This window comes from Janthinobacterium sp. 61 (assembly GCF_002846335.1).
Lineage (GTDB): Bacteria > Pseudomonadota > Gammaproteobacteria > Burkholderiales > Burkholderiaceae_D > Janthinobacterium.
On sequence record NZ_PJMQ01000001.1, the window covers coordinates 1,980,891 to 1,995,709 of the forward strand.

Here is a 14,819-nt window from a genome sequence, read left to right on the forward strand (position 1 = left end):
TTGCTCATGACACACTCCCCTGAACACGCTTTATCGGTACTTGCCGTGCCCGCCTTTGCCGACAACTACCTGTGGCTGATCCATGACGGCCGCCACGCCGCCGTGGTCGACCCTGGCGATGCAATGGCCATCCTCGATGCGCTGCAGGCCCATCAGTTGACCTTGTCCGCCATTTTACTCACGCACCACCACGCCGACCACACGGGTGGCGTGCCTGAATTGTTGCAGCACTTCGCCGTGCCCGTCTTCGGTCCACGCAATGAGGCTATCACAGCCATCACGGAACCGCTTGCTGAAGGCGATGTCGCCTATGTGGCCGAGCTGGGTTTGCAGATGACGGTCATCGACGTGCCCGGCCATACCAAGGGACATATCGCTTACGTGCGCCAGCGCGACGACCGCAGCGGCGCACCATGGCTATTTTCCGGCGACACCCTGTTTGCCGGCGGCTGCGGTCGCCTGTTCGAGGGCACACCCGGCCAGATGGCCGACTCGCTGGGCAAGCTGGCCGCCCTGCCCGACGATACCGAGGTATTTTGCGCGCATGAGTACACCTTGTCCAATCTGCGCTTCGCCAACGCCGTCGAGCCGGGCAATGTGGCCTTGCAGGAACGCATCGCCATCGACACGGAAAAGCGCCAGCAGGGTTTGTCCACCGTGCCGTCGACCATTGCCATGGAAAAAGCCACCAACCCCTTCCTGCGCTACCGCGAGCCCGCGATTTTGACCAGCCTGAAGGTGGAAGGCAAGCTGGCCACCGACGCCTCGCCCGTGGAAGCGTTCGCCGCGCTACGTATGTGGAAAAACAACTTTTAAGGTTCTGCTTCTAAAAAGAAAATCCCGGCGGCGCCATCAGGCATCGCCGGGATTTTTTTATGCTTCTATTTGATCAGGATCAGATTTCTTCGTAAAGAGGCAAGGTCAGGAATTCGGCGAACGATTCCGACGTCGACATTTCCTCGAAAATCTGGCCGGCGCGCACATAGGTTGGGCCGTCGCCGCCTGGCGCATCGCGCTGCACCTTGGCCAGCTCTTCCGGAATCATGGCGCGCACCATTTCGGCCGTCACCTTGCGGCCATCTTCCAGCACGCCCTTGCTCGAACGAATCCACTGCCACACTTGCGAGCGGCTGATCTCGGCCGTGGCCGCATCTTCCATCAGGTTGTGGATAGGCACGCAACCATTGCCGGCCAGCCAGCTGCCCAGGTAGTGGATGCCCACGTTGATGTTGTAGCGCAAACCCGCTTCCGTGATCGGCGCTTCCGGCTGGAAATTCAGCAAGTCAGACGCCTTGACGTCGATATCGGGACGCTGCTTGTCGATCTGATTTGGCTTGTCGCCCAGCACTTTGGTGAACTCGCCCATGGCCAGCTCCACCAGACCCGGATGAGCAACCCAGCCGCCGTCATAGCCGTCGGTGGCGTCGCGCGCCTTGTCGTTGCGCACGCCGCCCATGGCGATGTCGTTCTTTTCGGGATCGTTCTTGATCGGGATCAAGGCTGCCATGCCGCCAATCGCTGGCGCGCCGCGTTTGTGGCAGGTTTTCAGCAGCAGCAAGGCGTAGGCGCGCATGAATGGCGCCGTCATCGTGACCTTGGCGCGGTCTGCCAGGCAGAAATCCTTGTCCAGCTTGAATTTCTTGATGCACGAAAAGATGTAATCCCAGCGGCCCGCGTTCAGGCCCGAGCTGTGTTCTTTCAATTCGTACAGGATTTCATCCATTTCAAAGGCGGCCAGGATGGTTTCGATCAGCACGGTCGCCTTGATCGTGCCTTGTGGCAAGCCCAGCTCGTTTTGCGTCATGACAAAGATATCGTTCCACAGGCGCGCTTCCAGGTGCGATTCCATCTTCGGCAGGTAAAAGTATGGGCCGGCACCGCGCGCCAATTGCTCCTTGGCATTGTGGAACATGAACAGGGCAAAATCGAAGATGCCGCCGGAAATGCGCTTGCCGTCGACCAGCACGTGCTTTTCATCAAGGTGCCAGCCGCGCGGACGCACGACCAGGGTAGCGATCTTGTCGTTCAGCTTGTACGACTTGCCATTTTGCTCCAGCGAAATCGTCTTGCGCACGGCGTCGAACATATTGATCTGGCCCGTCAGCTGGTTATCCCAGTTCGGCGTGTTCGAATCCTCGAAGTCCGTCATGTAGCTGTCGGCGCCGGAATTGAAGGCATTGATGACCATCTTGCGCTCGACGGGGCCGGTGATTTCCACGCGGCGGCATTCGAGCGCCTTCGGAATCGGCGCGATCTTCCAGTCGCCGTCGCGGATGTGCGCGGTTTCTGGCAGGAAATCAGGACGCTCGCCCGCGTCGAGGCGCTTGGCGCGCTCCACGCGCACGGCCAGCAATTGCTGGCGGCGCGGCTCGAATTCACGCGTCAGCTTGGCCACCAGCGCCAGTGCCGCAGGCGTCAAAATCTGTTCGTAGCCGGGCTGGATTTCACCCGTGATTTGCATGCCTTCGGGAAGTGCGATCGTGTTCTGCGTCATGAAGTTCTCCGGTTTTTAATAAATGTAAGCAAAAGTAATCTGGTGATCCAAGTATAAGCTGAACGACTGTGCGGGCAAGCTGGACAGAGGTGCAAAGACACCCTGCCGGGCGGCGCGTTTATTCTATAGTATTGCACTATAAGGCATGGAAACGAGATTAAAAATCACTTCATCTATGCGTTTTTATCACAAGTGATGGCACCGCGGGAGCACGGCATGGGACAGTTCAGACAAATATCAACGTTCGTGGAAGTCGTGGCCAAGGGCAGCCTGTCGGCGGCCGCGCGCGCGGAAGGGATAGCGCCGGCCATGATAGGCCGGCGCCTCGATGCGCTGGAGCAGCGTCTGGGTGTCAAATTACTCCAGCGCACGACGCGCAAGCTGGCGCTGACGAATGAAGGCGTTGCCTTCCTGGAAGATTGCCAGCGTATCCTGGGCGAACTGGAAGAGGCGGAAGCGGCCGTGGCCGAGCGCAGCGTGAAGGCCAGCGGCCATTTGCTCATTTCCGCACCGGCCGGCTTCGGACGCCAGCATGTGGCGCCACTGATCCCCTCGTTTGTCGCCGAACACCGCGACGTGACGGTGTCGCTGAACCTGAACGACCGCCTGGTCGACCTGATCGGCGAAGGCATCGACGTGGCCATCCGCATCGCCAGCCTGTCCGATTCCACTCTGGTGAGCACGAAACTGGCCGATAACCAGCGCGTGCTGGTCGGTTCGCCCGCCTATTTGAAACGGGCAGGCACGCCGCGCATCCCCGCCGACCTGGCGAAACATAATTGCCTGGCGATCAGCAGCGAAGGTAGCCAGCGGGGCTGGACCTTCCGCGAAAACGGCAAGAACGTCATTTTAAAGGTGGCGGGCAATATGGTGTGCAACGATGGCGAAGTGCTGCACGACTGGGCCCTGGCCGGCAAGGGGCTGGCGTGGCGCTCGATGTGGGAAGTGGGTGCCGAAATCGCCTCGGGCCAGCTGGTGACGGTGCTCGATCAGTTCGCCGCGCCGGGCAACGACATCTACGCCGTGTTCGCCCAGCGCCGTCATTTGCCGCTGCGCATACGGGCGTTTGTGGATTTTTTGCGGCATAGCTATTCGCAAGCCGATTACTGGCGCGAACGCGCTATCTGAGGACGCCGGACCAACGCTGCTGCGCGTCTGCACAAGCCGCCTGCGATGCTCACCACCTCGGCGGCCCCGTACTGACGACGGTTGCGCTTCTCGGCCACCTCTGCCTTCCGCTTGCAATGGTGTTGTCCGGGTCGAGACGTCAATGGAGCAAATCGCAGCGGAGCAGCCTGGCCCCTGACGAAAAGTACGCAAAAAAGAGCTGCGGAACCCATAAAACACACGCAAAACCCATGCTTCACGGAAATTTAGGCGAAAAAAAATCCTCGGAGACCGAGGATTTCTTTATTTCGTTTGATCCAGCGTATTAGATTGGCTGAATGTTCGAAGCTTGCTTGCCTTTAGGGCCAGCGGTCACTTCAAAAGAAACGCGTTGGTTCTCTTGCAGGGACTTGAAGCCGTTCGACTGGATAGCCGAGAAGTGAGCGAACAGATCTTCGCCGCCTTCGTCAGGGGTAATAAAGCCGAAACCCTTCGAATCATTGAACCATTTTACGATGCCAGTTGCCATTACAATTTCCTATTTCAGTTAAGTTGGGCTTGCGCCCGTTATATCGTTTGAAGCAAGAAAGAAATGACAGACTAACTGCACTACTACCTCGAATCCAACGATGTCCAATTATACCAACAAAACCGAGAAAAACCATTCTTTCGCAAAATAAACTTGCGAACACTACTTTGATAGCCAAATCCCAGTCTTGCGGCGCCCCGTACCAGCGGCTTGAAGACACTATATCCTAATCTGCGACGCCGATGCTTTGCGTTGCATCAAATGAATCATAGTAACCACAATGCCTAGCTGTACTTATTCACACGCTGAAATGGGTGGCGCCCGCGTCGCGTGCGGCCCAGTGCAACAAGGCCTCCACTTGCCCCCGCACGGAGGGCCATTCCGCCACCGCCTGCGCCGGCGCATTGAGCATGGCGCGCACCTGCTGTTCGATGCGCCGGCATTCCTGGCCCAGCGCAGCGAAACCGAAGGTGGCGGCCGAGCCGGCAACCGCATGCAGCGCACGGTGCAGCTCCGTCAACGGTTCCAGGCGAGGGCCTTCGCTATCGCAGCGGCCGCTGGCCTGCGTGATCGCTTGCATCAGGGCTGGCACGCCGGCCGCATACTTCTCGTTCAGGGCGCGCAAACGCGCGCGATAATCCGGGTCGATCAAGGTTGCCATCGCAATACTCGCCTGAATGCGCTTACTTGGTGCCGAAGATGCGGTCGCCGGCATCGCCCAGGCCCGGCACGATGTAGGCGTGATCATCCAGGTGCGAATCAAGCGAGGCGCAGAACATCTTGACGTTCGGATGCGCGTTCTGGAACACGGTCACGCCTTCCGGTGCGGCCACCAGCGCCAGGAAGATGATCTGCTCGTCCGTCACGCCCCGCTTCTTCAGCACGTCAACGGCGTACACGGCCGAATTGCCGGTCGCCACCATCGGGTCGCACAGAATGAAGGTGCGCTCGTTCAGGTCCGGCAGGCGCACCAGGTATTCCACCGGCATATGCGTGGCCGGGTCGCGGTACACGCCGATGTGACCCACGCGGGCCGATGGCACCAGGTTCAGCAAGCCATCGCTCATGCCGATGCCGGCGCGCAGGATGGGCACAATCGCCAGTTTCTTGCCTGCAATAACAGGCGCGTCTATGGTCACCAGCGGCGTCTTGATTTCGCGCGTGGTCAACGGCAGGTCGCGCGTGATTTCATAGCCCATCAGCAAGGTGATTTCCTTGAGCAATTCGCGGAAGGTACGCGTCGACGTGTCGTGCTCGCGCATGTGGCTCAGTTTGTGCTGGATCAATGGATGATCGGTAATGAACAAATTCGGGAAGCGTGGATCTTGTTTCATCTTGTTTTTCTTTCTCTGCTATCTGGCGCGGCGGCAAGCATGGCCGCAGGCGCGTTGTGTGTCGATAAAATGATGGATTGCCGCATTATCCCAGCCCACAGCCCGCCTGTGGCTGGAATTTTCGAAATAATCGGATTTATCGGGGTCAATACTCGCGCAGAGCGCGCCTCAGGATAGCCGCGCAATCAGTGCCCGCCGGCAAGCGCCCATACGCGCCACCCGGCGCTTGCAACAGGCGCGACTGCAGGAATGCCTGCGCAACGAAGGGCGGCGCATGGCGCAGCAGCAATCCCGCCTGCACGGCCAGCACGATGCGCTCAGATAATTGCCTGGCGCCAAATTCATCGGCCTGCGGCCCGTCCAGTTCGGCCATCAGGCGCGTCCGGTACTCAGCAAAGGCGGCGTCGGTATCGCCGGCCAGCGCCAGCTCGGCCGCCAGGGCGTCGCGCGCGGCCGGCGACTTGCCGAAAGCGCGCAAGACGTCGAGACACATGACGTTGCCCGAACCCTCCCAGATCGAGTTGACGGGCAGCTCCCGATACAGGCGCGCCAGCGGCGCATCTTCCACATAGCCAGTGCCGCCCAGCACCTCCATGGCTTCCGCGCCGAAGCCGGGACCGCGCTTGCAAATCCAGTACTTGCCGGCCGGTGTCAGCACGCGGGCCAGCATGGCTTGCTGCGGATCGTCCTTTTCATCGAAACAACGGGCCAGGCGCAGGGCAAACGCGGTGGCGGCTTCGGATTCAAGCGCCAGGTCGGCCAGCACGTTCTGCATCAGGGGCTGCTCGACCAGCGGCTTGCCGAACACGGCCCGCTGGCGCGCATGATGCAGCGCCTGCGTCAGGGCGGCGCGCATGATGCCGGTGCTGCCCAGCACGCAATCGAGGCGCGTGTGGCTGGCCATTTCCAGGATGGTGGGAATGCCCCGCCCCGGCTGGCCCACCAGCCAGCCGTAGGCATTGGCAAATTCCACTTCCGACGAGGCATTCGAGCGGTTGCCCAGCTTATCTTTCAGGCGCTGTACACGGATGGCATTGCGGCTGCCGTCGGGCAGGTAGCGGGGCAAAAAGAAACAGGACAATCCCCCCTCTTCCGCCTGCGCCAGGATCAGATGGGCATCGCACTGCGGCGCCGAGAAAAACCATTTGTGGCCGACGATGCGCCAGGCGCCGCCAGCCTCGTCGCCGAACAGGGCCCGCGCCTCGTCCGGCGGCACGGGTACGGCGCGCGTGGTATTGCTGCGCACATCCGAGCCGCCCTGCTTTTCCGTCATGCCCATGCCGACCAGGGCGCCACGCTTCTGTTCCACGGGGAGGGAGCGGGGATCGTATTCGCGCGAGAGGATTTTCGGCAGCCAGCGCTGCGCGATTTGCGGCAGATCAAGGGCCTGGCGCAAGGCGGGCACCGAGGCATACGTCATCGTCACAGGACACTGCGTGCCGTTTTCCACCTGTCCTACTAATAGATAGGCGGCCGCGCGCGCCACCTGGGCACCGGGCCCTGGCGACGCCCAGGGCGCAGCGTGCGCGCCGGCGCCCACGAGGATAGCCATCAGCTCATGCCAGGCCGGATGGAATAGCACTTCGTCGATGCGGCGCCCGGCCCGGTCGAACTGCTGCAGCTCGGGCTTATGGATATTGGCCAAGCGCGCCAGCGCGTAGGTCTCGGCGTGGCCCAGCTTTTCGCCCAGCGCGTCGAGCTCCTGCAGCGCGGCGCCGCCGCCCTCGCGCAGCAGCGCTTCGATCAGCGCGGGATCGCTGGCGAAGAGATTGACGTTTTCAAACGGCGTGGCCTGGTTGAAAACTTCATGCGTGTCAAAGGCATTCATGGGGGTCTCCCGCGTTTTGTTATCATGGCGCCCTTGCCGTCGCTGGCGCACCGTCAACACCGTCTGCCAGCCAGACTAGCCTAAAGCGCATGTCAGGGCAAGCGCGCTACAGGAGACAGGTGCGGCAGAAAGTTTCCACAGGGAACGAAATGCCTGCGCATGTCGCGCGGGATGATTTTTTTCATGGAAGACAGGAATATTTACAAAACCTGAAGTAATGTTGCTCTATTTCATGTAATCGAATGCTTTTCAATGATACATTTCGTGTAGATCGCGTTCAGATATTTGCCCGCCGGCCCGCTGTGGCGCGCGTAGCGCACGATGCACTGTTTCCGTTGGCGCCCTGCCCTGCAGCGAGCGCCGGCACTGATAATAAAAAGGTAAAAGCCAGCACGATGTTTTCCAGTACCCCATCCGCCGCCCACCGCGAGGCACGCCACGAGTTGGACAACCTCATGGAAGAGGCCGGCGACGTCGTGTTCCGGCTCGATACGGACGGCCTGATCCTGTTCGCCAGCAAGCGCGCAGCCACCCTGTTCGGCGCACCATCGGGCCTGACCGGCCATTTGCTGCTGCCGCTGGCGGCCGAAGCGTCGCGCGCGGCGCTGCAGGCCGCGCTGGAAGATTCCCTGGAAGAACCTGGACGCCTGGAAGTGCGCCTGCAAACGCCGGACCAGGAAATCTGGTTCGAGCTGCGCCTGTCTTCTTATATGAACGCGGACGGCATCGCCGAATTGCTGGTGGTCGGGCGCGACACGTCGGCCCAGCACAACACGGAAGAACGCTTGCGCCACATGGCCACGCACGACGCGCTCACCGGCCTGCCGAACCGCCTGTTGCTGTCGGACCGTATCCGCATGGTCATCGCCCAGGCGGCGCGTTCGGGCCAGGGGTTTTCGGTCGCCACCATCGGTCTCGATGGTTTTAAAAAGGTCAACGATGGCCTGGGCCACCCCGTCGGCGACGCCGTGCTGCGCCTGGCCGCCGCGCGCCTGCGCAAGACCTTGCGCGACAGCGATACCCTGGCGCGCGTGGGCGGCGATGAATTTGTCGCCGTGCTGCCCGGCAGCGCTACCGATGCGCAAATCAAACTGGTGACGGGCCGCCTGCTGGCCACCCTGCAAGCGCCGTTCGAAGTCGATGGCCACACGATCTACGTGGGCGCGTCCGTCGGCGTAGCTATCTATCCGCAGCATGCGGAAGATGAAGTGCGCCTGGTGGCGCTGGCCGATGCAGCCATGTCGCGCGCCAAGGAAACGGGCAAGGCCCGCTGCCTGGTCTATAGCCCGCGCCTGAATGGCCCGTCGGAACATGATATTTCGCTGGAAGCGGCCATGTTCCACGCCGTGCGCGAAGGAGAATTTCTGCTCTTTTACCAGCCCATCGTCGATGCGCACACGCGGCAAATCCAGGGTTTCGAAACCCTGATGCGCTGGAAACACCCGACCCTGGGCCTGGTGCCGCCCGTGCGTTTCATCCCGATCGCCGAAGCCAATGGCCTGATCAACCTGCTGGGCGCCTGGGCGCTAAAGGCTGCCTGCGTGCAGCTCAAGCAGTTCCAGGAAGTGGCCAAGCGGCCGCTGTACATCTCCGTCAATATCAGCCCGCGCCAGTTCCGCAACGACAAATTCCTCGACGTGCTCGATGACGCCATCGCGTTTTCAGGACTCTCCGGCGAACACCTGGTGCTGGAAATTACGGAAGGCACCCTGATGATCGACCCAGTGCATGCGGAAACCATCCTCGTCAAGATGACGGAGCGCCGCGCGCGCATCGCCATCGACGATTTCGGCACCGGCTATTCCTCTCTCGCGTATCTGAAGCGCTTCCCCATTTCAGTACTGAAGATCGACCGTACCTTCATCAAGGACTTGCCCGAATCGAGCAAGGATGCGGCCATCTGCAACACCATTCTCGACCTGGCCAAGCATTTGAATTTGTCCGTGGTGGCCGAAGGCGTGGAAACGGAGGAGCAGATGCACTTCATGGAGTCGCGCGGCTGCCAGTATGTGCAAGGCTATTTGACGGGCAAGCCGATGCCGGCCCATGCCGCGCTATCGGCCTTGAGCGAAAAAACCTATGCGGCGCTGGTGCCCACGCCGTCTGCCAATGAACAGCGCGGAGGGGTGCAATGAATCCAGGTCATTTCACAGTGCCGACACAGCTCGGCAAAAACACCCTGGACCTGCTGTGGGCACGCACGCGCCAGCAGGGCGACATGCCCGGCTTCGCCAAGGCCATCAGCGCCATTCTGGGGGCCATGCGCGGCGAGGATGACCACGAATTCGATATCACGCAAACGGTGCTGTCGGATCCTGTCCTCACGCACAAGGTGCTCAGGCTGGCCAACAGTGGCATGTACTCGGCCTTCGGCCAGCGGGTCAACACCGTCTCGAAGGCCGTGCTGGTGCTGGGTATCGACGCCATCGGCCATCTGGCGCTGGGCCTGAAACTGATCGAGGAGCTGTCGCAGGCGTCGCCCGACTCCGTCAGCGCCCACGTGGAAATGGAAAAGGCCGTGCTGGCCGGGATGGTGGCGCAGCAGGTAGCCACCAGCGCCGGCAGCTTGCAGGCGGAGCAAGCCGTCGTCTGTTCGATGCTGCACACCCTGGGGCGCATGATGGTGACGTTCTACATGACGGACTTCTGGGCGCGCATGCAGGCGCATGCGGGTCCCGGCAATGAAGCGGCCGCCGCGCGCGAAATCCTTGGCCTGTCGCTGCCGGAAGTGGGCTATGCCACGGCCGCCCACTGGGGCTTGCCGCAGCACCTGATCAACGGCATGCGTCCGATGGATCCGTCGCCCGACAACGCGCCCGTCAGCGGCGCCGACTGGATGGCAGGATTGTCGACCATGGCGGCGCGCTGCGCCGACTCGCTGTGGCATGACGATGCGGCCGGCGCGGCACAGGTGCATGCGCTGATCGACGACTATGCGGGCACCCTGGGCATCACGGCGACGGACCTGGTGGTGGCCGTGGACAAGGCCAAGGCGATGGCGGCGGCCGACCTGTCGATCGCGCCCCTGTCGAAACCGGCCGAACGGCGCGCGCGCCAGCTGGCCTCGACGCGCATGCGCGCCGAAGGCAATCGCGTCTTGATCAGCGGCCTGGCAGACCTGCGCGGCGCCATCGGCAGCGCCAACCCGGGCCAGATGGTCTCGATGGCGCTCGAAACGCTGCACCAGGGCTTTGATTTCTCGCGCTCGGTGGCTTTCGTGCGCAACCACCGGGATCATTTGTACTCGGCGCGCATCAGCATGGGCGAAGGCATGGCCGACCTGCAGGACTTGATGGTGTTTGGCGACACGTATGAACCGAACGTGTTCCACGCGGCCCTCAATAGCGACCGCGTGATCTTCATCGACAATGCGCGCGACCCGAAATTTGCCGCCAAGCTGCCGCAATGGTGGAAAGCCACGCTGTCGGAGGCGCGCAGCTTCGTCGTGCTGCCCCTGTCGGCCAACGGCCACCCCACGGGGTTCCTGTACGGCGACTGGGACGACAGCTTCCCGCCGATCCAGCTGAACCAGACTGAATTTAACCTGATCAACGATATCAGGGCGTTACTGGTGCAGTCGGTGGAGATGCGGCACCAGCTCGAGCTGGTGGCAAATAAGGTAGCGTGACAGAAAACGCCAACGATGTTGTCGGATTACGCGGGGCGATGCCCCGCTAATCCGACCTGCACATGGCATGGGTCGTAGGTCGGATTAGGGCCGCAGGCCCGTCATCCGGCAACATTCAACTTACTTCAACTTCGGCGTATTCACCGACACATCGCCGCATTGCGCGCGGTGCATCAGGGCGTGGTCGATCAACACCAAGGCCAGCATGGCTTCGGCGATTGGCGTGGCACGGATCCCCACGCAGGGGTCGTGGCGGCCGAAGGTTTCCACCATCACGGGATTGCCCTCTTTATCGATCGAGCGGCGCGGCGTGCGGATCGACGACGTTGGCTTGATGGCAATCGACACTTTGACATCCTGTCCCGTCGAGATACCACCGAGTACGCCACCGGCGTTATTGCCGATAAAACCTTCCGGCGTCAGTTCGTCGCCGTGCTCGGAACCCTTTTGCGCCACCGAATCGAAACCGGCGCCGATTTCCACGCCCTTGACGGCATTGATGCCCATCATGGCGTAGGCGATGTCCGCGTCTAGCTTGTCGTAGATGGGCTGGCCCAGGCCGACCGGCACGTTTTGCGCGATCACGTCGATGCGCGCACCGATGGAATCGCCGTCGCGGCGCAATTGATCCATGGCCTCCTCCATACGCGCGATCAGGTCCGCGTCGCCGCTGGCAGCAAAGAACGGATTCGCATGCACGTGTTCCCAGGACTGGAATGGCACGGCAATATCGCCCAACTGGCTCATGCAGCCCTTGAAGGTGGTGCCGTATTGCTGCAGCAGCCATTTCTTGGCGATGGCAGCCGCGCCCACGACGGGCGCCGTCAGGCGCGCCGAGGAGCGCCCGCCGCCGCGCGGGTCACGCACGCCGTATTTATGCCAGTAGGTGTAATCGGCGTGGCCGGGGCGGAAGCTTTCCGCGATATTGCCGTAATCCTTGCTGCGCTGGTCTTCATTGCGGATCAGCAGCGCGATGGGCGTACCCGTCGTCACACCCTGGTACACGCCCGAGAGAATCTCCACCGTATCCGATTCCTGGCGCTGCGTCACGTGGCGCGACGTGCCCGGCTTGCGGCGGTCCAGCTCGGGCTGGATATCGGCTTCCGACAGGACCAAGCCCGGCGGACAGCCATCGATCACGCAACCGATGGCCGGGCCATGCGATTCGCCGAAAGTGGTAACAGTAAACAGTTTGCCAAAAGAATTGCCGGACATAGTAGGAAGTGTGAAAGACTGGAAAACTCAATTCTACCAGCCTGCGGGGCATGCCATGCCGCTAATGCCGCAGCAAGGCCCGATATTCCCCAGCCCACATCGCAATTTTCATATCCCGTGTGTTTTTTTCAACTAAAAAACACCAAGTATGAGTTGCAATCATGCAATACAAGAAATATTGCTCGACGGAATAGATTTAAAAAAACATTTTGCTTGTTAAATAGCTATATACTTGAACGATAGCGCGCCGACCATGTCCGATGCCAAGCCGGATTTGGGCTGCGCCGAGAGCACGTCACAACATGCCCGGGGCTAGGCGTCGTTGCCGAAGACAGTACGCGAGTACGGCGAGGCAGCGCAACAACACCATGGGCTTCTTTGACGTGCTCGTAAAAAATATCGAGTCATCTTGGAGAAGCTATACATGCCCGCACCGATCATCCCCCTTGACGCCAACAAGGACGATCACGACGACCTGGTATTCCTCGATGAGCAACCAGCGCCGCTGGCCGTCGCACCGCGCAGCGTCTGGCGGGTGATGATCATCGACGACGATGAAGACGTCCACTCCACCACCACTTTCGCCCTGGGCAACCTGGAAATGCAGCACCGCCCGCTGGAATTCGTGCATGCGTATTCAGCCGGCCAGGCGCGCGAACGGCTCAAGCATGAAGACAACATCGCTGTCATCCTGCTCGACGTGGTGATGGAACAGGATGACGCGGGCCTGCACCTGGTACGCTACATTCGCGAAACCCTGAAGATGACGGATGTGCGCATCATCCTGCGCACGGGCCAGCCCGGCTATGCGCCGGAAATCGACGCCATCCGTGATTTCGACATCAACGATTACAAGACCAAGTCCGAACTGACACGCATCAAGCTATTTACCACGGTGACGGCGGCCATCCGCTCGTACGAGCAGATACGTTCGATCAGCAACAGCCGGCGCGGCCTGGGCCAGATCGTCCACGCCAGCACGCAGCTGATGGCGCTGCACGGCGTGCAAAATTTCTCGGCCGGCGTGCTGGCGCAGATCGCCGACCTGCTGGACATCCGCGCCGACGGCGTGCTGTGCGTGCAAGACTTGCAGGACAGCGGCGCCAGGGAGCTGCTCGTCTCGGCCTGCACGGGCAGCTTTTCCGGCTTGCCGCACAGCGCGCTGTGCGGCCTGCAAAACCCCCGCGTGATGGCGGCCATCGAACACACGCTGGCGCAGCGGCGCAATGTCTACACGCACGACTACGCCACCCTGTACTTCGCGGGCAAGGCCAGCCGCGACGCGGCCGCCTACCTGGTGCTGCCGCGCCCCCTCTCGGCCATCGATGAAAGCCTGCTGGAAGTGTTCTGCAGCAACGTCGCCGTGGGCCTGGACAATGTCGAACTGGTATCGCACCTGCACAATGCCGCCTTCTACGACCAGTTATCGAAGCTGCCCAACCGCACGCGCCTGGTGGAAATCCTCGACGCTGCCCTGGCCGGTCCGGCGCGCGACGATGCCACACTGGCGCTGGTCGATCTCGACCACTTTGCCGAGACCAACGACGCGCTGGGACACCAGTTCGGCGACACCCTGCTGATCGCCGTGGCGGGCCGCCTGCAAACCCAGCTGGGGGCCCAGCTGACCGTGGCGCGCCTGGGCGGCGACATCTTTTGCGTGCTGGGCGACTCCTCGCAAGTCAATCCGGCCAATATCCTGGCCCTGTTCCAGGCACCGTTCAGCATCGATGGCCAGGATGTGCAGCTGTCGGCCACCCTGGGCCTGGTACGGCTGGGCGAACATGCGGGCACGGGCGCCGATGCGCTGAAGGATGCCGATATCGCCTTGAAACGGGCAAAAAGCCAGCAGCGCGCCGGGCACTTCTATTTCTCGCGCAGCATGGGCATCGAAATCCGCGAACGGGTGCGCATGATGCACGCGCTGCGCACGGCCTTCAGCCAGGACCAGCTGTTTGTCGTCTACCAGCCGCAGATCGACCTGACCACGCGCCGCCCGGTAGGCGCCGAAGCGCTGCTGCGCTGGCAGACGCCGGATGGCAAATTCATCTCGCCTGACCGTTTCATCCCCATCGCCGAGTATTCGGGCATCATCATCGACCTGGGCGAATGGGTGCTGCGCACGGCTTGCCGCGAACTGGTGCTGCTGCGGGAGCAGGGCCACCGCAACTTCGTCATGTCCGTCAACGTGTCGCAAGTGCAGTTCCGCCACCCCCTGTTCCTGGAAATGCTGCGCGCGGCGCTGGAAGAGACACAGGCACCGCCCGAGTTCATCGAGCTGGAAATCACGGAATCGATGGCCATGGAAGAGCCGGACATGCTGATCAAGATGTTGTGGCAGATCAAGCAGACGGGCGTCAGCATCGCCATCGATGACTTCGGCACGGGCTTTTCCTCACTATCGTACCTGCAGCGGCTGCAAGTCGACCGCCTGAAAATCGACCGCGCGTTCGTGACGGAAATCACGGGTTCCGCGCGCGGCAGCAGCATCGCCGAAATGGTCATCCAGCTAGGCCGCAACCTGGGCCTGGCCGTGATCGCCGAAGGCGTGGAAGACGAGCGGCAAGCACAAATTTTGCAGGCGCTGGGCTGTCCCATGGCGCAAGGTTTCCTGTTCGCCCGCCCCATGACGGCCACGGCGCTGGGCACCTGGCTGAACAACGAGGCGCTGCAGGGCGCGGCATAGG

At 61.6% G+C, this 14,819-nt stretch carries 11 protein-coding genes; 5 read left to right on the forward strand and 6 right to left on the reverse strand.

Annotated features, from left to right (window positions below; genetic code table 11):
- Positions 1–6 precede the first annotated feature (6 nt).
- Complete coding sequence (gloB, locus tag CLU92_RS09105) at positions 7–816, forward strand: hydroxyacylglutathione hydrolase (protein ID WP_101481625.1); 810 nt, start codon at positions 7–9, stop codon at positions 814–816.
- A 79-nt stretch (positions 817–895) separates the two neighbouring features.
- Here gloB and aceB read toward each other — a convergent pair whose 3' ends face one another.
- Positions 896–2,494 carry a malate synthase A gene (aceB, locus tag CLU92_RS09110; RefSeq protein ID WP_101481626.1) on the reverse strand — a complete coding sequence of 533 codons (1,599 nt, stop codon included), beginning with the start codon at positions 2,492–2,494 and terminating at the stop codon, positions 896–898.
- A 216-nt stretch (positions 2,495–2,710) separates the two neighbouring features.
- On the opposite strand from aceB, the gene CLU92_RS09115 reads away from it, so the two are divergent.
- Positions 2,711–3,622, forward strand: coding sequence for a LysR family transcriptional regulator (locus CLU92_RS09115; RefSeq protein ID WP_101481627.1), 912 nt, complete (start codon positions 2,711–2,713; stop codon positions 3,620–3,622).
- Positions 3,623–3,926: 304 nt separating this feature from the next.
- Here the strand turns inward: CLU92_RS09115 and CLU92_RS09120 are convergent, their stop codons facing one another.
- From CLU92_RS09120 to CLU92_RS09135, 4 genes are all read right to left on the reverse strand, one after another.
- Entirely contained in the window at positions 3,927–4,130 is a 204-nt protein-coding gene (locus CLU92_RS09120; protein WP_010398811.1) for a cold-shock protein, read from the reverse strand.
- Between the two features lie 298 nt (positions 4,131–4,428).
- Positions 4,429–4,791, reverse strand: coding sequence for an Hpt domain-containing protein (locus CLU92_RS09125; RefSeq protein WP_101481628.1), 363 nt, complete (start codon positions 4,789–4,791; stop codon positions 4,429–4,431).
- A 22-nt stretch (positions 4,792–4,813) separates the two neighbouring features.
- On the reverse strand, positions 4,814–5,464 hold the full coding sequence (gene upp / locus CLU92_RS09130; protein ID WP_010398816.1) for a uracil phosphoribosyltransferase: 651 nt from the start codon (positions 5,462–5,464) through the stop codon (positions 4,814–4,816).
- Between the two features lie 145 nt (positions 5,465–5,609).
- Entirely contained in the window at positions 5,610–7,292 is a 1,683-nt protein-coding gene (locus tag CLU92_RS09135; RefSeq protein WP_101481629.1) for an isovaleryl-CoA dehydrogenase, read from the reverse strand.
- A 395-nt stretch (positions 7,293–7,687) separates the two neighbouring features.
- Here CLU92_RS09135 and CLU92_RS09140 point away from each other — a divergent pair, with 395 nt between their 5' ends.
- Both CLU92_RS09140 and CLU92_RS09145 read left to right on the forward strand, forming a co-directional pair.
- On the forward strand, positions 7,688–9,427 hold the full coding sequence (locus CLU92_RS09140; RefSeq protein ID WP_101484584.1) for a bifunctional diguanylate cyclase/phosphodiesterase: 1,740 nt from the start codon (positions 7,688–7,690) through the stop codon (positions 9,425–9,427).
- On the forward strand, positions 9,424–10,920 hold the full coding sequence (locus tag CLU92_RS09145) for an HDOD domain-containing protein (protein WP_101481630.1): 1,497 nt from the start codon (positions 9,424–9,426) through the stop codon (positions 10,918–10,920). Before CLU92_RS09140 ends, CLU92_RS09145 begins: the two co-directional genes overlap by 4 nt.
- 120 nt (positions 10,921–11,040) lie before the next feature.
- Here CLU92_RS09145 and aroC read toward each other — a convergent pair whose 3' ends face one another.
- A complete protein-coding gene (gene aroC, locus CLU92_RS09150) occupies positions 11,041–12,135 on the reverse strand; it encodes a chorismate synthase (protein WP_101481631.1) in 1,095 nt (364 codons plus the stop codon).
- Between the two features lie 424 nt (positions 12,136–12,559).
- Between aroC and CLU92_RS09155 the strand changes: the two genes are divergently transcribed.
- Positions 12,560–14,818: a bifunctional diguanylate cyclase/phosphodiesterase gene (locus CLU92_RS09155; protein ID WP_101481632.1), complete on the forward strand. Its 2,259-nt coding sequence runs from the start codon at positions 12,560–12,562 to the stop codon at positions 14,816–14,818.
- The last annotated feature ends 1 nt before the right edge of the window (position 14,819 follow it).